Below are 20,302 nucleotides of genomic sequence, written 5' to 3'. Positions count from 1 at the left end.
ATTCGGACACAAAAAAAGCGGCGCTTCGTGCGCCGCTTTTGTGTGAACGGTTACCGGTGGCCGCCTCGGCCCATGTGGTCGCCGCGTCCGCCGTGATGGCGTCCACCCCCCCGGAAATCATTATTCCAGCCTCCTCGGTTGTCATTATTCCAGCCACCTCGGTTGTCATTACTCCAGCCACCTTGGTGATGACCGTCCCAGCCCTGATTCTGATGTGACCGGTAATAGCTCCGGGATTGGTAATAACGCGGGGCCGGTTGATAGATCCTTGGCTGATAGTAATAGCGCGGAGTCGGCTGGTAATACCGCGCTGGCGGTGAGTAGTACCGGGGCGGTGGCGAGTAATAACCTCCGCCACCTGAATAGTAGGATCCGCCACCGGCGTAATAGGTTGGCGCTGGCGAGGTATAGACCTCGGAACTGTAGTAGTTGGCTCCTCCATCGGAATAGGGCACGCACGCACCAAGAGACAATCCCGATAGAGCAATCAGAAGAATTCGGCGGAGCTGTTTTCGACAGAGCATGGCGGCCTCCTGGACCGCGAGTGAGCTACACCAGCGACGCTGGCGAGCGACAGTCAATTAATCGGTGACTGTCGAAAGATCAGACATCGTTTTTCGAAATCTGGTGCGTCCATGAAACACATTGAAACATCTGCCCGATGAAAGGTTTTTCATCTATTCACGCACTGATTAATGGTGCCAGCCGTGATATCCACCGCCGTAATAACGCGGTCCGTGGCCCCCGTAATAACGGTAGCGATACCCCCCGTAATACCGTGGGCCGTAATAGCCACCGTGGTAGTAAGGCGAGTAATAACCGGGGTAGTAATAACCGGGGTAGTCATTAGGTGTGGCGTATGCGTCGTAGGGGCCTGCGTAGTAATAGCAACCAGACATCCCCAAACTGAACAACACCGTAAACACAATTCGACGCAGCATGACGGCCTCCGAAAAGACCTTGGGACAGCAGCCGACAACGGCCGGCTGACATTGCTTTTGACTTGAAAAACGGCATCAAGTGCTGGGCCGCAAATACCTTCAGATCAGCGGCCAAACCGTCCCATTGCGGTGCAGTCGCGCACCATCACAAGGCAACCGTGCAGCCCCTTCCCGACGTGGCTCTCGCGTCATCCCCACGCTAGAGCGCTCAAGCCGACTTGGCACGTCTCTCGCTTTAGTAAAAGCGTGCAGGAGTTCTTTACAGGTTCGCGGCACCACAATTTGCAATGGCTGACTAGGGTTCCGGCTCGCTTTGAGCGAGTGGCTGGTCCGAGAGTTGGCGACCTCCAGTTGAGGTTACACGGCGGGACAAAAGCCCGGGAGACAAGCCACCGTTCGCGGTGCCGCGTTGACTCCTGCTCGCCCCTGATCAACTGGAGAACCATCCCATGTCCCAGCTTCGTCTACCTTCCCTGCTCGCCGCTGCATTCGCAGCCTTCGTAAGCTTCTCGACCCAGGCCGCCCAGAAAGACCACTTCAGTGTCTGCTGGACCATTTACGCTGGCTGGATGCCTTGGGAATACGCCGGTAGCCAAGGCATCGTCGACAAATGGGCAAAGAAGTACGGCATCAAGATTGATGTGGTGCAGCTCAACGACTACGTCGAATCCATCAATCAATACACCGCTGGCCAGTTCGACGGTTGCACCATGACCAACATGGACGCGCTGACCATTCCGGCCGCTGGCGGCGTCGACAGCACCGCGCTGATCGTCAGCGATTTCTCTAACGGCAATGACGGCATCGTGCTCAAGGGTGACGGTAAGAAAATCACCGACCTCAAGGGCATGGACGTCAACCTGGTGGAGCTGTCGGTTTCCCACTACCTGCTGGCCCGGGCGCTGGATTCGGTGGACCTCACCGAGAAAGACCTCAAAGTGGTCAACACCTCCGACGCCGACATCTCGGCCGCTTTCAACACCGAACAGGTCAACGCCGTCACCACCTGGAACCCGATGCTCTCGGACATCAAGGCCAAGCCCGCCGTCACCGAAGTCTTCAACTCCAGCCAGATCCCCGGCGAGATCATGGACATGATGGTGGTCAACAGCGCCACCCTCAAAGACAACCCGGCGCTGGGCAAAGCGCTGACCGGTGCCTGGTTCGAAGTCGTCGAATTGATGAACGCGAAAAACGCCGCCAGCAAAGCCGCGCTCGAACACATGGCCAAGGCCTCAGGCACTGACCTGGCGGGTTTCCAGGCACAACTCGACACCACCAAATTGTTCGCCACGCCCAAAGAAGCCCTGGACTTCTCCACCAGCAAGCAACTGCCGGCAACCATGCGCAAAGTGGCCGAGTTTTCGTTCCAGCACGGCTTGCTCGGCGAAGGCGCCAAGGACACCAGCGCCGTCGGCATGGCCTTCGCCAATGGCGTGACCAGCGGCGACACGGCCAACCTCAAGCTGCGCTTCGACCCGACCTTCGTGCAGATGGCTGCCGACGCCAAGCTGTAAGCAGGAGGAGCTGGCCATGCGCCTGATCAATCGCCACCCGGATCGCCCGAGTCGCCTGTTGCTGGTGATCCTGCCGTTCGCCCTGGTGCTGTTCGCCTACTTCATGGGCTCGGCCGAGCGGCTGACGGACAACCCCAACGACAAGCTGCTGCCGAGCGCTGTGCAAATGACCGACGCGGTGAAACGCCTGGCCTTCGTGGCCGACACCCGCACCGGTGAATACCTGCTCTGGCAGGACAGCGCTTCGAGCCTGCGCCGCTTGGCTATCGGCCTCGGTATCAGCGCGCTGGCCGGGCTATGCCTGGGCATGGCTGCCGGTACTTTGCCGTTGTTCGGCGCACCGTTGTCACCATTGCTGACGGTGCTGTCGATGGTGCCGCCGCTGGCGATCCTGCCGATTCTGTTCATCGTGTTCGGCCTTGGGGAATTGTCGAAAGTGATGCTGATCGTGATCGGCATCACCCCGGCCCTGGCCCGTGATCTGGAACAACGCGCCCGGGAAATTCCGGTCGAGTTGCTGATCAAGGCCCAGACCCTCGGCGCCTCGACCTGGACCCTGATGCTGCGCGTGGTGCTGCCGCAACTGCTGCCGCGTTTGCTGATTTCGCTGCGGCTGATGCTCGGTTCGGCGTGGTTGTTCCTGATCGCCGCTGAAGCCATCGCCTCGACCGACGGCCTCGGCTACCGGATCTTCCTGGTGCGCCGTTACCTGGCGATGGACGTGATCCTGCCGTACGTGGTGTGGATCACCCTCCTCGCCTGGCTGATGGACTGGGGCCTGAAGCGCCTGACACAACGTGCTTTCCCTTGGTATGAAGGAGCACGCGCATGAGCTTCATCACCGTAAAGAACGTATGGCAGCAATACGGCGATCAGGTGGTGCTCGAAGGCCTGAACCTGAACGTCAACGAGGGTGAATTCTGCACACTCGTCGGCGCCTCAGGCTGCGGAAAATCAACCTTCCTGCGCTTGTTGCTCGGTCAGGAACGTGCGAGTCGAGGCGAGATTCTACTCGACGGTCAGGCCCTGGCCGGTGAACCGGATTCGAGCCGTGGCGTGGTGTTCCAGCGCTACTCGGTGTTCCCGCATTTAACGGTGCTGGACAACGTCGCCCTCGGTCTCGAACTGCCGCGTTCGCCACTGCTCGGACGCCTGTTCGGCAGCGCCAAACGTGATGCGCGGGAACAGGCCTCGGTGTTGCTGCACAAAGTCGGCCTCGGCCACTCGCTGGACAAGTACCCGGCGCAGCTTTCCGGTGGCATGCAGCAACGGCTGGCCATTGCCCAGGCACTGATCATGAAACCCCGAGTGTTGCTGCTCGACGAACCGTTCGGCGCGCTCGATCCGGGTATCCGCAAAGACATGCACGCCTTGCTCCTGGAGCTGTGGCGCGAGACACAACTGACGGTGTTCATGGTCACCCACGACCTGTCCGAAGGCTTCAGCCTCGGCACGCGTCTGCTGGTGTTCGACAAGGTCCGTATCGACCCGCACGCCCCCGGCGCCTATGGCGCACGCATCACCTACGACATCCCTTTGAACAGCGACCGCCGCACCACCCGTGCCGCCGTCGACGCCCTGCCGATGCCCCTGGCAGGCAAGCTTCGTATCGCTTAGAGGAATCTGCAAATGACTGATTCGACCCTGCTGTTCACACCCTTTGCCGAAGAATTGCTGCCCGGTGGCGGTCATCGTTCGTTCGTGTTGAAACGCGGCCAATTGCTGCGCCTGGCTGACCTTCGTGGCGGTGCCAACGTCAGCCTGACGCTGCTCAACGCCAATGAAAAAACCGAACGCCTGAACCTGCCCGACAGCCTCAAATGCCAACACACCGCCAAGCTCACCAGCGGCCATTGCTTGTATTCGGACATGGGCCGAGTGCTGGCTGCAATCACTGCCGACACCTGCGGCTGGAGCGACAGCCTCGGCGGTGTGCTCTGTGCTGAAGAAGTCGCGGAAAAATACGGCGCGGGCCGCTATCAGGAACTGCGCAACGGTTTCTTCCGCAACGGCACCGACAACCTGTTGGTGGAGCTGGGCAAGTGGGGTTTGGGCCTGTCGGACTTGCTGATGACCCTCAACCTGTTCAGCCGGGTCAATGTCGATGAAGCCGGGCGTTTCCACTTCGTCGAAGGCAATTCCAGGGCCGGTGATTACATCGAGTTGTACGCACCGATGGACACACTGGTGGTACTCACCGCCCTGCAACACCCGATGGACCCATCGCCCGAATACGCACCGAAACCTCTGAAGCTCAGCTGGATGAACGCCGACGCCAGCGTCGCCGAACACTGCCGCACCTTGCGCCCGGAAAACGAGCGCGGCTTCATCAACACCGACCGTTTGTTCGCCTGAGGTTCGTTGCCATGTCACTTGCAATCGCTACCGTTCACAAGCAACCCGACACTGCGATCTACCGCGCCACCATCCCGGCCGGCGAACCCTGGCTGATGGAAGTCAAAGCCGGCCAGACCCTGCGCATTCTCGACCTGGAAGGCAATCAAGCGGTCGACACCTTGTTCTACAGCGTGGCCAATCCGAAAGAACGCTATGACGTGCAACGCACTTTGCGCCGGCAAAACAGCGTGTACCTGAACACCGGCAGCGTGCTGTATTCCAACCTCGGCAAACCGATGCTGACCATCGTCGCCGACACCTGCGGGCGCCACGACACCCTCGGCGGTGCCTGCGCGCAAGAGAGCAACACCGTGCGCTACGCCCTGGAAAAACGCTACATGCACAGTTGCCGCGACAACTACCTGCGTGCCTGCGTCCACGACGGGCGACTGGGCAAGGGCGACATCGGGCCGAACATCAATTTCTTCATGAACGTGCCGGTCACGGCAGACGGCGGGTTGACCTTTGAAGACGGCATTTCGGCGCCGGGCAAATACGTCGACCTGCGGGCCGAAATGGACGTGATCGTGCTGATCTCCAACTGCCCGCAACTGAACAACCCGTGCAACGCCTACAACCCGACACCTGCGGAGTTATTGGTATGGAACTGAAACTGGCGCGGTTGCGTAAATGGTTGTTCGCCCTGTGCCAGGCCCGTTCAAGCCAGTGCATCAAATAACCGTTCCCCTGTGGTGTGAATTTCTGTCATCGGGGACGGCCCTGGTGCATTTCGAAAAACTGCGGGACGGCCCGCATCCCAGGTCGAGGCTGATGCGCTATCGCCTCCGGGGGTTATGCCATGTTCGAAAAAATCCTGATTGCCAACCGAGGCGCCATTGCCTGCCGCATCCTGCGCACCCTGCGTGAATTGCAGGTCAAGGGTGTCGCCGTGTACTCCGAAGCCGATGCTGCCAGCCTGCACATCCTGCAAGCCGATGAAGCCCATAGCCTCGGTCAAGGCCCGGCCGCCAGCACCTATCTGGCGGTCGACAAGATTCTCGCCATCGCCAAAGCCACTGGCGCCACGGCGATTCATCCCGGCTACGGTTTTCTCTCGGAAAACGCCGCGTTCGCCGAAGCCTGCGAAGCCGCCGACATCGCCTTCATCGGCCCCACACCCGAACAGCTGCGCGTATTCGGCCTGAAACACACCGCCCGCGCCTTGGCCAAACAACATGGCGTACCGATGCTTGAAGGCACCGAACTGCTCGACAGCCTCGACGCAGCGCTAATCGCAGGCGAACAGGTCGGCTACCCGGTGATGCTCAAAAGCACCGCCGGTGGTGGTGGCATCGGCATGCGTGTGTGCCGCAGCGCGGCGGAGTTGAGCGAGTCCTTTGAAGCAGTCAAACGCCTTGGCCAGAACAATTTCAGCGATGCGGGCGTGTTCATCGAGAAGTACATCCCGCGCGCGCGCCATCTGGAAGTGCAGGTGTTCGGCGACGGCCGTGGCGAGGTGATTGCCCTCGGCGTACGAGACTGCTCGGTACAACGGCGCAACCAGAAAGTCCTCGAAGAAACCCCGGCGCCGAACCTACCCGAGGGCATGGCCGAAGACCTTTGCGCAGCCGCCATCAAACTGGCGAAAGCGGTGAATTACCGCAGTGCCGGCACCGTGGAATTTGTCTTCGACAGCGAGGATCAGCGTTTCTACTTTCTTGAAGTGAACACCCGCTTGCAGGTGGAACACGGCGTGACCGAACAAGTGTGGGGCGTCGACCTGGTGCGCTGGATGGTGGAACTCGCGGCCGGTGATTTGCCGCCACTGCGTGAGTTGAGCCAAGGGTTGAGAGCCGAGGGGCACGCGATTCAGGCACGCTTGTATGCCGAAGATCCGGGGCGCGATTTCCAGCCGAGCCCCGGCTTGCTCACCGCCGTGAGTTTCCCTGCCGCCAACGGCATCCAACTGCGTATCGACACCTGGGTCGAGGCCGGTTGCGAGATCCCGCCGTACTTCGATCCGATGATCGCCAAGGTCATCAGTTGGGCACCGACCCGCGAAGAAGCACGCGCCGATTTGCATCAGGCATTGGCTGACAGTCAGCTCTATGGCGTGGAAACCAACCGCGATTACCTGCGGCAAATTCTGCTCGATGCGCCATTCGCCAGTGGCCAGCCGTGGACGCGTTGCCTGGAAGGTTTGGTCTATCAGGCCAACACCTTCGAAGTGCTCAGCGCCGGGACGCAAACCAGCGTTCAGGACTATCCGGGGCGTCTCGGTTATTGGGCGGTGGGCGTGCCGCCGTCGGGGCCGATGGACAGCCGCGCGCTGCGTCTGGGTAACCTTTTACTGGGCAACGAAGAAGGTGCCGCAGCGCTGGAAATCACCATGAGCGGGCCGTTGCTGCGCTTTAATTGTGATGCCGTGGTGGCGGTGACCGGGGCGGTGATCCCGCTGACGCTGAACGGTGAAACCGTCGCGATGAATACGGCGCTTTTGGTGCCGGCCGGTGCCACGTTGAGCCTAGGCACGATTGCCGGTGCAGGCGCTCGCAGCTATCTGTGCGTGCGCGGTGGTTTGCAGGTTCCGGATTATCTGGGGAGCAAAAGCACCTTCACCCTCGGCCAGTTTGGCGGGCATGGTGGTCGGGCCTTGCGGGCGGGTGATGTGTTGCATGTTCCAGCTTTGATCGAGCGCAGCGTCGGGGCCGAACTGTCTGAGGTTCAAGTCACCGAGTTGCCCGCCGTGCGGCAGATTCGGGTGATCTACGGCCCTCATGGCGCACCGGAATACTTCACTGAAAAATACATCGGCACCTTCTTCGCGACCCAGTGGGAAGTGCATTTCAATTCCAGTCGAACCGGCGTGCGGCTGATCGGGCCGAAACCCGAATGGGTGCGTGCCGACGGGGGCGAAGCGGGACTGCATCCGTCGAACATTCATGACAATCCGTATGCCATCGGGGCGGTAGATTTTACCGGGGACATGCCGGTGATCCTCGGCCCGGATGGCCCGAGCCTCGGTGGCTTTGTGTGCCCGGTGACGGTGATCGAAGCGGACCTTTGGCAGCTCGGGCAACTCAAGGCTGGGGACAAAATCCAGTTCCTCCCCGTCGATTTCCAGACCGCCCGCAACCTCGCCTTGAAATGGAACTCCCCATGTAGGAGCTGGCTTGCCAGCGAAGAAGTTGATGCGGTGTCTGGACAGGCCCCTTCGCTGGCAAGCCAGCTCCTACAGGTTGTGTCGCCTGTTGTGTTGGATTTGGGTCAGGGGGATACGCGGCTGGTCGCGAGATTGTCTGGCGATACACATCTGCTGCTGGAAATCGGCGCCCCGGAACTCGATCTGGTCCTGCGCTTCCGCGCCCACGCCCTCATGCAAGCCCTGGAAAGCAAACACCTGCTAGGCGTGATCGACCTCACCCCCGGCATCCGCTCGCTGCAAGTGCACTACCAACCCGAGCAACTGCCGCTGTCCGACCTGCTCGGCATCGTCGCCGGTGAATGGGACGCGGTGTGCGCCGCCAAAGACCTGCAAGTGCCCTCGCGCATCGTGCATTTGCCGCTGTCCTGGGACGATCCGGCCTGCCAGTTGGCCATCGAGAAATACATGACCACCGTGCGCAAAGAAGCGCCGTGGTGCCCCAGCAATCTGGAGTTCATCCGCCGCATCAACGACCTGCCCAACCTCGACGAAGTGCAGCGCACGGTGTTCGACGCCAGTTACCTGGTGATGGGTCTGGGCGACGTTTACCTCGGCGCACCGGTCGCCACCCCGCTCGACCCGCGTCATCGTCTGGTGACCACCAAGTACAACCCGGCCCGCACCTGGACCGCCGAAAACTCGGTGGGCATCGGCGGCGCCTACATGTGCGTCTACGGCATGGAAGGCCCCGGCGGTTATCAGTTTGTCGGGCGCACCTTGCAGATGTGGAATCGCTACCGCGAAGTCGCCGCGTTCGACGGCAAACCGTGGCTGTTGCGCTTCTTTGACCAGATCCGTTTCTACCCGGTGAGCGCCGATGAACTGCTGCGCATCCGCAAGGACTTCCCGCTCGGGCGCTTTGAGCTGAACATCGAACACAGCCAATTGAACCTCGCGGATTACCAGGCATTCCTGACGCAAGAAGCCGAGACCATCGCTGCGTTTCGCGATCAACAACAAGGCGCGTTCAACGCCGAGCGAGAGCGCTGGATCGTCAGCGGCCAGGCGCACTTCGACAGCGAAGAGTTGGTCCTGGAAGCGACCGAAGAGGCAGCGCTGACCAGCGGTGAAATGAGCGTCGACAGCCACATCGCCGGCAACCTCTGGCAAGTTCAGGTGGAAACCGGCAGCCGCGTAGCCACCGGTGATGTGCTGGTGATTCTGGAGTCGATGAAGATGGAAATTCCGCTGCTGGCGCCGATGGCCGGCGTGGTGCGTGAGATTCGTGTGCAGCCCGGTTCCGCAGTGCGCGCCGGACAGCGCGTCGTGGTGCTGGAAGTCGACTGAACCCATTTCGAAAAGGATTAATCCCATGAACATCAATCTGCAACTCGACGCCCTGCGCAGCGCTTATCGCGACGGCAGCACCACACCTCGAAAACTGCTGTCGAGCCTGCGCGACAAAGCCGCCGCGCTGAACCCGGACTATCACCTGTTCATCCACTTGCTCAGTGTCGAAGAACTGGAACCGTATCTCGCCGCCCTCGACGGTCGCGACATCGACAGCCTGCCACTGTACGGCGTGCCGTTCGCGATCAAGGACAACATCGACCTGGCGGGCATTCCCACGACGGCGGCGTGTCCCGACTTTGCCTATGTGCCGGAGCAATCGGCGACCATCGTCCAGCAGTTGCTGGCGCTAGGCGCGATCCCGCTGGGCAAGACCAACCTTGACCAGTTCGCCACTGGCCTCAACGGCAGTCGCTCGCCGTATGGCGCGTGCCCGAACAGCGTGTTGCCGGAGTATCCGTCGGGCGGTTCCAGCGCCGGGTCTTCGTTGGCGGTCGCGTTGGGGGTGGCGAGTTTTTCGTTGGGCACGGACACGGCGGGATCGGGACGTGTGCCAGCGGGTTTGAACAATCTGGTGGGACTGAAAGCCACCAAAGGATTGATCTCCACGGCGGGTGTGGTGCCGGCCTGTCGCACGCTTGATTGCGTGACGACCTTTACCGCGACGGCTCGCGAGGCCAGTCAATTGCTCGCGCTCACCGCACACCTCGACCCGCGCGATGAATACAGCCGCAGCAACCCGCAGTGGAATGACGGCTCGGCGTTCGGCTCACCGCGCCCTTTGCGCTTCGGTGTGCCGCGCGCGCAGGACCTGGAATTTTTCGGTTGCCCCGAAGGCCCGCTGTTGTTCGGGGATGCCATCGACCAACTCAAGGTGTTGGGGGGTGAAGCCGTCGAACTGGATATGTCGCCGTTTCTCGAGGCGGCACGCTTACTCTACGAAGGGCCATGGGTGGCCGAGCGCTACAGCGTGGCCGGGGAATTGATGGAGCAAAATCCGCAAGCGGTGCTGCCGGTGATTCGTGCAGTGCTGGCCAAGGCGCCGGCGGTGACGGGCGTGCAAACTTTCCGCGCGCAGTACCGGCTGCAGGCCTTGAAGGCGCTGTGCGACAAGGCACTGGAAGGGCTCGATTGCGTGGTCACGCCGACCATCGGCCGCCCGGTGACACTGGCGCAGCTGGACGCCGAACCGGTGCTGCGCAATTCGGAACTGGGTTACTACACCAACTTCATGAACCTGCTCGATTACGCCGCCGTCGCGGTGCCCAGCGCTTTCATGGGCAATGGCCTGCCGTGGGGCGTGACGCTGTTTGGTCGGGCGTTTACCGATCAGTATTTGTTGAGCGTGGCGGATGCCTTCCAGCGCCAGCAAGGCCTGACCACGCCGGCACCAACGGCGGTTGCGCGCAACGACCGGGCGCGGTTGGTGGTGTGTGGCGCGCATCTGGATGGGTTGGCGCTGAACTGGCAGTTGAAGCGGCGCGGGGCTCGGTTGGTCGAGACGACGTTCAGTTCGCCGGATTATCAGCTGTATGCGTTGGCCGGTGGCCCGCCGTTTCGTCCGGGGATGGTTCGGGTGAAGGATGGCGGTGTGGCGATTGCGGTGGAGGTTTGGGAACTGCCGAGCAGTGAATTGGGCTCGTTCTTGACCGGGATTCCGGCGCCGTTGGGGTTGGGTAAGGTGCAACTGGCGGACGGACGTTGGGAGAGCGGGTTTATCTGTGAGGCGTATGGGTTGGAGGGAGCGGTAGATATCAGTCATCTCGGCGGATGGCGTGCATATCTGCACTCCCTGACCTGAACACCCCCCCTGTGGGAGTGAGCCTGCTCGCGATAGCGTCAGCACTTCACAATTGATGTCGACTGATACACCGCCATCGCGAGCAGGCTCGCTCCCACAAGGTCCGTGCCCAGCACAAATGAAAGAGTTATTCCCCGGCTTTCCATTAGAATGCTTGCCATCGGCTCACTGCCAAGCAACCTGTCTCACTCGCGCTATGAGTAACCCCTTATGAACCGGCCTGAACTGTGCCCGGCCTGCGGCGCGTCCAACGACTGCACCCTGGCTGTACCGCAAACCGCTGATCGCGCGTGTTGGTGCTACGGCGTCAGCATCGACCCGGCCGTGCTCGAAGCGCTGCCCCCTGAACTGCGCGACAAATCCTGCCTGTGCCCACGCTGTGCACAGGTCGAAGCGTTGCTGTAAGCAAGCGCCCGGCCGTTCACGTAAGATACGCGGCCCTTTTCCCACCGATCTCTTGCCATGCGCGTTGACCGTTTCCTCAGCAACCTGCCGCGCTTCAACCGTAAGCAGGTACGCCTGTTGCTGGTGGAAAAGCGCGTGCGGATCGACGGAAAAATCGTCAGCGACCCGCACGCCGAAGTGCTTGAATTCAACCGCGTCGAAGTCAACGACGAGGTCCTGCAAGTCGGCAAGCCCGCACGCTACTTCATGCTGCACAAGCCACCCGGCTGCGTCAGCGCCACCCGCGACCCGGAGCACCCGACGGTCCTCGACCTGATCGATGAGCCGGACAAGGACGAGTTGCACATCGCCGGTCGCCTCGACTTCAACACCACCGGCCTGATGCTGATCACCAATGACGGCAGCTGGTCGCGACGCCTGACCCAACCACAAACCAAACTGCCCAAGGTCTACTACGTCGAGACCGAGCAAGATATCGGGCCGGAATACGCGCTGAAATTCACCGAAGGGCTGTATTTCGCCTTCGAAGACCTCACCACTCAGCCTGCCGAGCTAGAGCTTCTGGGACCGAAGTCGGCGCGTCTGAGTATCGTCGAAGGCCGGTATCACCAGGTGAAGCGCATGTTCGGCCACTTCGACAACAAGGTCCTGCGCCTGCACCGCGAGCGCATGGGCCCGCTGGAGCTCGATAACGCGCTAAAACCGGGCGAGTACCGCGCCTTGCGCACCGAAGAGATTCATTTGATCTAAGCAGGCGACCGCTCAGCAGAAGTTGTCGAACAATTTACGAATGGCTCTTGCGCGAAGGCGTCGCCCCTGCTTGAATCAGGTCGTCAGCCGAAATGTGACTGACGAGTCACCACATACTTCTAAGAAACTTTTTGCCGGTTAGAGAACCCTCAGGTTCCGCCTCAGACCGACAGACTGCCCGCCAATAATAATACCCGTCGACCTGCTGTACCGGATCGACATGGGCCATTCAAATTCCAGGCGTATGCCTACCTGTCACAAAGCTCGTGCAATCTCATTTGCGCGCATACCCGCTTGCCAGGAGTCATATGACATGAGGCCAGAAATCGCTGTGCTGGATATACAGGGTCAGTATCGGGTCTACACGGAGTTCTATCGCGCAGACGCCGCAGAGAAGACCATTATCTTGGTCAACGGCTCGATGGCCACGACTGCGTCGTTTGCACAAACCGTGAAAAACCTCCATCCGCAGTTCAACGTGGTCTGCTACGACCAGCCCTACGCGGGCAGGTCCAAAGCCCACAACCTGCATGAGAAATTGCTGACCAAGGAAGTCGAAGGGCAGATCCTTCTGGAACTGATCGACCACTTCGGCGCCGAACACGTACTGTCGTTTTCCTGGGGCGGCGCCGCGACCCTGGCCGCCCTCGCCCATCGGCCACGACGGATCGAAAAAGCCGTGATCAGCTCGTTCTCCCCGGAGATCAATGCGCACATGCTCGATTACCTCGAGCGCGGCGTCGATTACCTCGGCAGCCGGGACGGCGACCGGGTCGGCAACCTGGTGAACAGCACCATCGGCAAACACTTGCCTAGCCTGTTCAAGCGCTTCAACTACCGGCACGTCAGCAGCCTGGCCGATCATGAATACGGGCAGATGCACTTCCACATCAGCGACCTGCTGCACAGCGATCGCCAATGCTTCCTCAAAGCCTCGGAAAAAATCAACGTGCCGGTGCTGTTCATGAACGGCGAATGGGACGAATACACCGCCGCCGATGGCGCGCGACTGTTCGCCAACCACGTTCAAAACGCCACCTTCACGACACTGGAAGCGACCGGCCACTTTCTCGACATGGAACACAAAGCCGCCTGCCGAGACAGCCGCAATGCACTGCTGGGTTTCCTGAAACCATCGCTGCATGAAAGCCGAACGCGTTACCACTACGTCAAGGACAACCATGCACTGGCAATCTGAAACAGCGTCCTCGCGAGCAAGCCCCGCCCTACAGTGTTGAACGCATTCCTGTAGGCACGTGGCTTGCCCGCGAAAGACCGCCTCGCGGTCTTCGGCCTGTTTCACCTGCGCTAAAGTCATCCCGCGCAAAGAAAAACTTCATTTCCACGCGCACATCTGGTACAAAGTCAGCCGCTCTGAGCGGGTGTCGTATAATGGCATTACTCCAGCTTCCCAAGCTGATAACGAGGGTTCGATTCCCTTCACCCGCTCCACTTTTCTCTTAACTCATTGATTTCGCTGAAATTTACCGAGAAAAAAGAGAGATTGTCACGTAGTCCTCCTACTAAGGACTTCCACAACGTGACGCAACGCAACAACCTCTACCGCCGTTCGAGCGGAATCTATGTTCTTCGCATCACCGTCCCGGCTCGCTATCGCGTTCAATTGGGTCAAAGAGAAATTCACGCGTCTACCCGAACCACTGATCACAGCGCAGCGAAGGCTGTAGCATTGCACCTATTGGCGCGATGGCATTCATGCATGGGTGAGCTAAATCTAGTGAACGAGACAAAGGTAATCGAAGGCAGTCCGTTACTGACCGGAGCCGGATTCATCAGCATTCAAGATTTCTGTGAGACCTTCGAGGTTGCAGCAGAACTGGTGCTTCAAGAAATTCTAAACAATAATATTTTTGTCGCATGCAGGCTGAACGCCCAACCAGTCTACTGGGTCGACGACTACACCAAGGTAGACCGGGAGGGCGAGAAGAGCACTGACGGTTTCGTTTTGAACAGTGCCTTTACGGAGGGTAGACCGCGAACGTTCACGGGCTATCTCAAACCGTTCCATCGCACCCACACAATTTCAAATTTGATTGCGTTCGGCTTCTCCGATGAAACCGCGTTCCGCTTCAAAACAAACACCTTAGCAGCGGCATTCTGCGACCTACCCGGCATTCGGCTCACGACAACCTCTGTGTTCATTACGAAGGTTCAAGCCGAAAGAATCAGGGCTCCTTGGGTAAAAGCCCTGGAAGGCAAAGCGGCGTTGTTAGCCGCCACCGTAGCCCCAGCCCCGACCATTACGCCACCCTCTAGCACTAATGCATTAACGCTGACCGGGCACCTACCCACAACAGTATTTGAAGCGCGATTTTGTAATCCGAAATTCTCCGGAATGCATTCCTCGGTTCTATTGGAAAAATTCTTTGAGCATAAAATATCCGAATGGGGGCGCAGCCAACAAAATAAAATGACGACACTTTGTATTTGCTTCGTTGAACTGATGGACGATCCAGAGCTTGGAACTATTGATCGAGAACTTATCAGGCAATATGAGGCAAAGCTTAAGCGAATGCCTGCTGATCGCCATCTTGTAGCCCGGCGCCTTGGGACAAACAACGCAACCAAGCTTTTAGATTTTGCGGATGAAAATGATGAACGGCGTGTATCTGCACAAACTGTCGAAAGCTACCTAAGCAAACTCTCGGAACTTCTTCGCTGGGCAGTGACTGAAGATTACTTTAGCAAGAATCCAGCAGAAAACATCTCTCAGAAGACACGCGGTGCGAAAAAACGCGCGCAAGATGGTAGAGATCAATTCGATCAAAAAGACTTACACAAAATCTTCTCAGCAGAATGGTTTCAGATTGGCGGTGCAAAACGAAACAAAACTGGAGGACTAAGCAGCTTCAGACCCTATTACTACTGGCTGCCATTGCTCGGACTGCACTGTGGCGCACGTCTCAATGAAATATCCCAGCTGTATCTGGACGACATAATCGAATACGAAACAGGGAAATTTTACATTTTCGTAAATGATGCAACACCTGATAGTGTCGACGCTAAAAATCCGATAAAAGCCCATGACAAACAAATAAAAAACCCCAATTCAAAACGAGTGATCCCGATACATTCAATGCTTATCGAGCTAGGGCTAGCTGAATATATCCAGGCACTGAAAATCAACGGTGAAGAGAGGCTTTTCCCCGAGCTAATACATGACGAAATCAAAGGTTACGGCAAGGCAGCTGGACGGTGGTTCAATGAACATTTCCTAGGAAAGCAACTTAACTTTGAGCGCGACGGAATGAAGGCCTTCCATTCTTTTCGCCATACATTTATCACATCCCTAATCAACAAAGCGACACCAGAATATATTATTAGTGGAATTGTAGGCCATGAGAGAGGCGAGACAACAAGTTTAAAGCGCTACGGAAAGGATGACGCTGAACGACTCCACCCATATATAGAGGGTCTAGACTTCGAATTACCGACCATCCACCCCTTTAAAATCGCTGAAGGTGTCGTGGCGATAAAACAAGCACTGCGCAGAAGGAGGCCGCGTTCCTAACAGTCAAGAAGCTTTCTGCAATCGGTGACCTACGCTCGCTGAGGCTCCCTAAAATTAAAAAGAGACTCGGCGAGCTCCACCAACCACTGTCTATGTAGCTACCTGACGCATACACCTTTCCTGTATCATCATTAAGATTTACTTAAACATTAAAAAGTGCAGACGCATCCAACCCCGGAACGCCGGACTCTGTTAGTGACAAATCAAGCATTTGGACTACTAGTTCTGCCATTTCGTCCTTGAAATTTCTTTCACCATCATGATTTAGGTATCGTCCTACGGCCCCAGCCACCAAATCAGAAAGCTGCACGAGAGGACTAACTCTAGAAGATGTAGTCTGTAAACTCACAAGCTTCAGTTTGCCGTCATAACCGGCTTCATAAGAACTTTCAACTCTTCCCTTGAGCTCAGAAAGAACAAATGAGTCTAGAGACTGCTCCTCATCGATGGTGACCTCGATATCTCTTGGCAAATCAATCCTGCCATTTTCGATTTCATGAGCAGCACCTCTTATCAACATATGCTCATGCAGCTTTTGAACCACTTCTTCAATTGGGCGATTTGTTCTAGAGCGCTCGACAGCGATTACCTTAAACCCCAAAAACTCTCGATTCGCAAGAATGACATTCAAATACTCTTTTAGCGTATCTAAATCCTTTCTTCCGAATTTTGTAAAATGCACCTCTCTATCCTTCCAAAGAGAACCCCCTTGCCAGTCCTTTATTGCTTTTGACACAGAAAACACGGCACGCCCCGTGAGAACCCAAACAGATGCCACAATCACAAACTTATGAGTTTTACCGGTTTCATCTGAGTATATTTGAACAACCTTTCTTGGCTCGGCATCTTGCAAAACCGCATACTCCATTTTCTCCTCATTCTTACGTCGACTTCTTTTAATATCAGACTCCGCTTGAAACAGCCCGTATTCATTCTGGATTTTCGCTCTTGCCCGAACCAGATAATGAAGCCTTTCAAGGCGAAATAGATCCTTTGGCAGTATTCCGGCTTCGTTATAAATATCAGGCTGGAAGGAAGCCCAATATTTTAAAGACAACGTAATATCGCTATTTCTTGCCTGTGGGTAGAGATTGAGAATCGAAGCAACACGGGCTTTCATGGAGGAGAAATCGGAGGCAGCAAGAGACGCCAACAGTTCCGCCTTTTCTTTTTCTATTTTCTCGTCCTTTGTCAATTTCGGCTTTACCTGCTTGGACTGCTTACCAGTCTCCTCAGGTAGTGGTATACCATCCTCAATAATCGTCATGCTTGCATCTCCGTTTGCGACTGCAATAACACCTAAATTCTGAATAATTAAAATYGCGAGCCTCCCTGCCAATAATCGACCGTTTTCTGGCAGCCCTCTCACCCCCCCGGCTAACCTGCCAGGAAATTAGCCTTGGCTTTTCTGGCATGGCATCCTATTTTCGACACCGTTTTCCAACAGGATAAAAGCAAAATGGCTACCTTCGGTTACGGGCGAGTGTCAACCTCATCGCAAGACTCAGAAAACCAGCGTCTGGAACTCACCAATGCCGGTTGGACTATCGACTATTGGTTTGCAGACACCATAAGTGGTAAGTCGGCGTCTAGCCAGCGGCCAGCGTTTAAAGAGTTGCTGACTAAGATTCGTGATGGTGAAACCTTGCTGGTCGCCAAGCTGGACCGACTCGGTCGGGATGCGATTGACGTGCTTCAGACCGTCCGAGACCTGGGATCAAGAAACATCAAAGTTGTCGTTCACCAGCTCGGCTCGACTGACCTGACCTCTCCGGCAGGCAAGCTCCTGCTGTCAATGCTGGCAGCCGTTGCCGAAATGGAGCGCGATTTACTCATTGAGCGAACTCAGGCAGGGTTGGCGCGGGCGAAGGCAGAAGGGAAAGTGCTTGGCAGGCCGTCCAAAATCGCGCCTGAGCAACGATCAGTAATTGTCGGTGAACTTGGGCGGGGTGCGAGCATAAGCGCACTGGCACGCACCTATGGAGTTTCAAGGGCAACGATCTCTAGCTTGACGAACCGCACCCCTGAAGTGGAGAGAAATGGGTAGTGGTCAAAGCCGTCCCGGCTTGGCCCAGATACCGAGAACTACCTTATGGACCGGGTCGTAGTCGCAGGTGTAGTTCATAGCTTGATAAGCGCCAAAAGCGTTCTGAAACTCCACTTTATCGCCCACGTAAGACAGGGCAGATTTTTCCTTGCCCTGCCATCTGAAGCTTGGGAACTTCATGTGCAGAGCTCCAGTAGTCCATCTGACGCTGTATTTGGCCAGTCGCTCCACGGCTGGTCCGCAAGCGAGTTCAGCATCTACGGCGTTTTTGTCACCCCAGCATTGCAAGTCAGTTTTACACGCGGCCTCTTTCGCCATGTCAAGGGTTTGATCCTTGTTCCACCACTTAACGACTACGTCTTGTAGGGTCAATACTCCCCAAAACATCACGAGTAAAAGCAATAGGCCAATTGCTTTCTCAAATAATGAAGTTTTCCCCTTTCCCGGGTCCTCCGCGCCACAGTGGACACAGGTCTTGGCAATCGAATCAACCTTCGCTTGGCAATGGTTGCAGTTTACTTTCATCAACATCCTGACGTTCCTTGTTCAGTTGAACTGAGCTTCCAACAGCCCATCGCCGCTTATCGCATGTTCTGCATACGCTGAATTATTTGGCTGAAATCTCTTGGAACCGGGGGCAATCCCATACTCCAACCTGACACCGCGATCTCTGAAACTCCCATCGTCGTTTTTGCTCGCAAGCTTTATTGAAACTCTGCAGCCAGGTTTGTATCCGGTGTCCGTCACTAAAATATCGTCTCCACAATCCGTGAAACTATATTCAGGGTTTGGGGACAAGTGAAACTGGCGCATAAAACCCGCCATTCCGTCCTTGTAGCCTTTAACGGGAAGTGCAGCCAAGGATGAGAAATCGCCGTGCTTTATTCCTGCGCTCATCACACTGATTCTCATGCGAGTGCTCAGGGCGTCCAAGGACTCTCCCGCAATGGCTGCGGTGGACCAAACGGCTAGCGCTACCACCACTGCTCCGGTGCGCTTGAGCACGGGAGCCCAAAAATTTGCAGCAGCCCCATCTCCTTTATTGTCGGTTGTTCGCGGTAGTTCGAAGGAACGCGATGACAGCAGATCGTTCATGATTGGGCGTTTCTCGCAGGTTGGAATTGGCACGAATAGAGCGTGGCCTCTGAGTGTCGCATACCAGCCAAATGCCATGCATGAGAATTTCCTTACGACAGCGCTTCGGTCAACAATTCAGGCAACTCCGGCTTGCGAGCGGGTTCAGCCAGGAAGCGTTCGCGGACCATGCGGCCGTCGCTCGCAGCTACGTCAGCCGCATAGAGCGCGGGATGGCCAATCCGAGCTTGGACGCTATTGAAGGGCTTGCGGACGCTCTGGGCATAGATCCGGTTGCGTTTTTCGAGATCGTCGCGCCAGCAGCACCATACGAAGCCGTAGAGGAGGTGCCCTTTGCTTCTGATGGCACCTGCTTTCATCGAGGACTTGCTAGCCCAAGGGACGGTTCATTCCGGGTGGGCGACAGATACGCTGAACAGCGCTTCAGCTCATTCGAAGAAGCACTGAGATATCTCCGGGCAATGCCCGTGGCGAAGTGGCGTCGTCCGAACGACGCCGGTAACTGGGGGTTAGTGTCAGCTGTGCGCTGGGGCACGCTGAGCAGCACGTCGAAGTAGTCCCTGATCCGGGGCTGATTTCCACCTACAGCGCCACATCGGACTCAAAGACAACGAGCTTCAGGCGCATTTTGCGGTTGCGTTATGTATGCGTTGTGTTGCACGAAAATCGCTACACCCCATATCCCGCACGGGTTACAGCTAGATTCATCTAAGTTGCAAAATTGCACTCCTCTTGACTACCCATAGGCAGTAATCGGCCAGTAGTGGACATTTGGTATGTCACAATGGACGGCTCAACCCTCAGTGTATGGCACGTGAGGTTGACGCTTTTAATCATTGGTTTTCAGCAGGACTGTTCCACATCAGCACGGCCAGAATAGCTGCAGCGATGATGCCGGGCGCAAATAAAGGGATACTGACACTAAGCGGTTGAACACCGTAAATCATGACCGCAGCTGCAAGCATTCCGCACAACAAGCCGACCATCAACCTGGCCTTGCTTCTGAATCTGGGTCGCGACCACAGGAGTCCAAAGTAGATGCGCCACCCCGAATAAACCCCTAGCCAACCGAACACTACCGTTGGGAGTGTCAGCCAACCCGAGAAGTCGCCTTCTGACATAATCGCGATTGAAGCCATCAGCCCCATAACACCGAATAATGCAGCAAATGCTGTCGGCGGAACCATTACAAACAACGCCATTGTTGTGAGTAAAACTCTACGTTTTGTGAGCGGGGTCATTGACCAATTCCTGTTGGCTGTATGACCGAAAGAATAGTCACGGTATTCGATTGCTGCCTGTCGCCACCGGCAGCAATGGGTCGTTCTCAGCTGGTCATGACCACAAAGCGTGGCAGTCAAAGCCGATTTCAATGGCTGGTC

General features: G+C 57.0%; 19 protein-coding genes, 1 tRNA gene, 1 pseudogene and 1 riboswitch. Of the genes and pseudogenes, 15 read left to right on the top strand and 6 right to left on the bottom strand.

Features of this window, described 5'->3' with window-relative positions; genetic code table 11:
• Positions 1-50 precede the first annotated feature (50 nt).
• Together AC1DWM_RS06230 and AC1DWM_RS06225 are read right to left on the bottom strand one after the other, a co-directional pair.
• Positions 51-524 carry a hypothetical protein gene (locus tag AC1DWM_RS06230; RefSeq protein ID WP_223511312.1) on the bottom strand — a complete coding sequence of 158 codons (474 nt, stop codon included), beginning with the start codon at positions 522-524 and terminating at the stop codon, positions 51-53.
• Between the two features lie 168 nt (positions 525-692).
• Positions 693-941, bottom strand: coding sequence for a hypothetical protein (locus tag AC1DWM_RS06225; protein WP_223511311.1), 249 nt, complete (start codon positions 939-941; stop codon positions 693-695).
• 284 nt (positions 942-1,225) lie between these two features.
• A riboswitch (guanidine-I (ykkC/yxkD leader) is annotated at positions 1,226-1,327 on the top strand.
• Between the two features lie 63 nt (positions 1,328-1,390).
• On the opposite strand from AC1DWM_RS06225, the gene AC1DWM_RS06220 reads away from it, so the two are divergent.
• The 13 genes and pseudogenes from AC1DWM_RS06220 (at position 1,391) to AC1DWM_RS06160 (ending at position 15,778) form a co-directional block, all read left to right on the top strand.
• The gene (locus tag AC1DWM_RS06220; protein ID WP_477794830.1) at positions 1,391-2,458 is read left to right on the top strand and encodes a putative urea ABC transporter substrate-binding protein; all 1,068 of its coding nucleotides are present in this window, start codon (positions 1,391-1,393) and stop codon (positions 2,456-2,458) included.
• 16 nt (positions 2,459-2,474) lie between these two features.
• Positions 2,475-3,290 (top strand): ABC transporter permease, encoded by an 816-nt coding sequence (locus AC1DWM_RS06215; protein WP_223511309.1) that lies wholly within the window; start codon positions 2,475-2,477, stop codon positions 3,288-3,290.
• Positions 3,287-4,075 (top strand): ABC transporter ATP-binding protein, encoded by a 789-nt coding sequence (locus AC1DWM_RS06210; RefSeq protein WP_223511308.1) that lies wholly within the window; start codon positions 3,287-3,289, stop codon positions 4,073-4,075. Before AC1DWM_RS06215 ends, AC1DWM_RS06210 begins: the two co-directional genes overlap by 4 nt.
• Positions 4,076-4,087: 12 nt before the next feature.
• The gene (locus AC1DWM_RS06205) at positions 4,088-4,813 is read left to right on the top strand and encodes an urea amidolyase associated protein UAAP1 (RefSeq protein WP_477794829.1); all 726 of its coding nucleotides are present in this window, start codon (positions 4,088-4,090) and stop codon (positions 4,811-4,813) included.
• An 11-nt stretch (positions 4,814-4,824) separates the two neighbouring features.
• Positions 4,825-5,466, top strand: coding sequence for an urea amidolyase associated protein UAAP2 (locus tag AC1DWM_RS06200; RefSeq protein WP_477794828.1), 642 nt, complete (start codon positions 4,825-4,827; stop codon positions 5,464-5,466).
• Between the two features lie 188 nt (positions 5,467-5,654).
• Positions 5,655-9,287: an urea carboxylase gene (uca, locus tag AC1DWM_RS06195; protein ID WP_477794827.1), complete on the top strand. Its 3,633-nt coding sequence runs from the start codon at positions 5,655-5,657 to the stop codon at positions 9,285-9,287.
• A 25-nt stretch (positions 9,288-9,312) separates the two neighbouring features.
• Positions 9,313-11,091, top strand: coding sequence for an allophanate hydrolase (gene atzF, locus AC1DWM_RS06190; RefSeq protein WP_477794826.1), 1,779 nt, complete (start codon positions 9,313-9,315; stop codon positions 11,089-11,091).
• 210 nt (positions 11,092-11,301) lie between these two features.
• Positions 11,302-11,496: a cysteine-rich CWC family protein gene (locus AC1DWM_RS06185; protein WP_223511303.1), complete on the top strand. Its 195-nt coding sequence runs from the start codon at positions 11,302-11,304 to the stop codon at positions 11,494-11,496.
• 57 nt (positions 11,497-11,553) lie between these two features.
• Positions 11,554-12,246 carry a pseudouridine synthase gene (locus tag AC1DWM_RS06180; protein WP_223511302.1) on the top strand — a complete coding sequence of 231 codons (693 nt, stop codon included), beginning with the start codon at positions 11,554-11,556 and terminating at the stop codon, positions 12,244-12,246.
• A 313-nt stretch (positions 12,247-12,559) separates the two neighbouring features.
• Complete coding sequence (locus AC1DWM_RS06175; RefSeq protein ID WP_223511301.1) at positions 12,560-13,444, top strand: alpha/beta fold hydrolase; 885 nt, start codon at positions 12,560-12,562, stop codon at positions 13,442-13,444.
• Positions 13,445-13,624: 180 nt separating this feature from the next.
• Positions 13,625-13,698: transfer RNA gene (locus tag AC1DWM_RS06170), tRNA-Gly, on the top strand.
• Positions 13,699-13,786: 88 nt separating this feature from the next.
• A pseudogene (locus tag AC1DWM_RS06165) lies at positions 13,787-13,900 on the top strand (hypothetical protein); the annotation flags it as partial.
• A 66-nt stretch (positions 13,901-13,966) separates the two neighbouring features.
• The gene (locus tag AC1DWM_RS06160) at positions 13,967-15,778 is read left to right on the top strand and encodes a site-specific integrase (protein ID WP_477794869.1); all 1,812 of its coding nucleotides are present in this window, start codon (positions 13,967-13,969) and stop codon (positions 15,776-15,778) included.
• Positions 15,779-15,920: 142 nt separating this feature from the next.
• On the opposite strand, the gene AC1DWM_RS06155 is transcribed toward AC1DWM_RS06160, so the two are convergent.
• Positions 15,921-17,045, bottom strand: a complete 1,125-nt coding sequence (locus AC1DWM_RS06155) for a DUF3800 domain-containing protein (protein WP_477794825.1) — start codon at positions 17,043-17,045, stop codon at positions 15,921-15,923.
• Positions 17,046-17,177: 132 nt separating this feature from the next.
• Between AC1DWM_RS06155 and AC1DWM_RS06150 the strand changes: the two genes are divergently transcribed.
• Positions 17,178-17,825 (top strand): recombinase family protein, encoded by a 648-nt coding sequence (locus AC1DWM_RS06150; RefSeq protein WP_477794824.1) that lies wholly within the window; start codon positions 17,178-17,180, stop codon positions 17,823-17,825.
• Between the two features lie 3 nt (positions 17,826-17,828).
• Here AC1DWM_RS06150 and AC1DWM_RS06145 read toward each other — a convergent pair whose 3' ends face one another.
• Positions 17,829-18,356, bottom strand: a complete 528-nt coding sequence (locus tag AC1DWM_RS06145; protein ID WP_477794823.1) for a hypothetical protein — start codon at positions 18,354-18,356, stop codon at positions 17,829-17,831.
• A 15-nt stretch (positions 18,357-18,371) separates the two neighbouring features.
• Complete coding sequence (locus AC1DWM_RS06140; protein ID WP_477794822.1) at positions 18,372-18,920, bottom strand: hypothetical protein; 549 nt, start codon at positions 18,918-18,920, stop codon at positions 18,372-18,374.
• Between the two features lie 71 nt (positions 18,921-18,991).
• Here AC1DWM_RS06140 and AC1DWM_RS06135 point away from each other — a divergent pair, with 71 nt between their 5' ends.
• Positions 18,992-19,477: a helix-turn-helix domain-containing protein gene (locus tag AC1DWM_RS06135; RefSeq protein ID WP_477794868.1), complete on the top strand. Its 486-nt coding sequence runs from the start codon at positions 18,992-18,994 to the stop codon at positions 19,475-19,477.
• A 276-nt stretch (positions 19,478-19,753) separates the two neighbouring features.
• Here the strand turns inward: AC1DWM_RS06135 and AC1DWM_RS06130 are convergent, their stop codons facing one another.
• Positions 19,754-20,161, bottom strand: a complete 408-nt coding sequence (locus AC1DWM_RS06130) for a hypothetical protein (protein ID WP_477794821.1) — start codon at positions 20,159-20,161, stop codon at positions 19,754-19,756.
• Positions 20,162-20,302: the final 141 nt, after the last annotated feature.

It is taken from the genome of Pseudomonas sp. P4_C8 (assembly GCF_056401975.1).
The sequence above is the reverse complement of the archived record's forward strand: the minus strand, read 5'-3'. Positions and strand labels throughout refer to the sequence as shown.

Coding starts and splice junctions, on each gene's coding strand:
- AC1DWM_RS06140 (WP_477794822.1), bottom strand. CDS start 18,920: ATGAACGATCTGCTGTCATCGCGTTCCTTCGAACTACCGCGAACAACC.
- uca (WP_477794827.1), top strand. CDS start 5,655: ATGTTCGAAAAAATCCTGATTGCCAACCGAGGCGCCATTGCCTGCCGC.
- AC1DWM_RS06145 (WP_477794823.1), bottom strand. CDS start 18,356: ATGTTGATGAAAGTAAACTGCAACCATTGCCAAGCGAAGGTTGATTCG.
- AC1DWM_RS06200 (WP_477794828.1), top strand. CDS start 4,825: ATGTCACTTGCAATCGCTACCGTTCACAAGCAACCCGACACTGCGATC.
- AC1DWM_RS06185 (WP_223511303.1), top strand. CDS start 11,302: ATGAACCGGCCTGAACTGTGCCCGGCCTGCGGCGCGTCCAACGACTGC.
- atzF (WP_477794826.1), top strand. CDS start 9,313: ATGAACATCAATCTGCAACTCGACGCCCTGCGCAGCGCTTATCGCGAC.
- AC1DWM_RS06160 (WP_477794869.1), top strand. CDS start 13,967: ATGGGTGAGCTAAATCTAGTGAACGAGACAAAGGTAATCGAAGGCAGT.
- AC1DWM_RS06135 (WP_477794868.1), top strand. CDS start 18,992: ATGCCATGCATGAGAATTTCCTTACGACAGCGCTTCGGTCAACAATTC.
- AC1DWM_RS06230 (WP_223511312.1), bottom strand. CDS start 524: ATGCTCTGTCGAAAACAGCTCCGCCGAATTCTTCTGATTGCTCTATCG.
- AC1DWM_RS06225 (WP_223511311.1), bottom strand. CDS start 941: ATGCTGCGTCGAATTGTGTTTACGGTGTTGTTCAGTTTGGGGATGTCT.
- AC1DWM_RS06180 (WP_223511302.1), top strand. CDS start 11,554: ATGCGCGTTGACCGTTTCCTCAGCAACCTGCCGCGCTTCAACCGTAAG.
- AC1DWM_RS06215 (WP_223511309.1), top strand. CDS start 2,475: ATGCGCCTGATCAATCGCCACCCGGATCGCCCGAGTCGCCTGTTGCTG.
- AC1DWM_RS06175 (WP_223511301.1), top strand. CDS start 12,560: ATGAGGCCAGAAATCGCTGTGCTGGATATACAGGGTCAGTATCGGGTC.
- AC1DWM_RS06155 (WP_477794825.1), bottom strand. CDS start 17,045: ATGACGATTATTGAGGATGGTATACCACTACCTGAGGAGACTGGTAAG.
- AC1DWM_RS06205 (WP_477794829.1), top strand. CDS start 4,088: ATGACTGATTCGACCCTGCTGTTCACACCCTTTGCCGAAGAATTGCTG.
- AC1DWM_RS06220 (WP_477794830.1), top strand. CDS start 1,391: ATGTCCCAGCTTCGTCTACCTTCCCTGCTCGCCGCTGCATTCGCAGCC.
- AC1DWM_RS06210 (WP_223511308.1), top strand. CDS start 3,287: ATGAGCTTCATCACCGTAAAGAACGTATGGCAGCAATACGGCGATCAG.
- AC1DWM_RS06130 (WP_477794821.1), bottom strand. CDS start 20,161: ATGACCCCGCTCACAAAACGTAGAGTTTTACTCACAACAATGGCGTTG.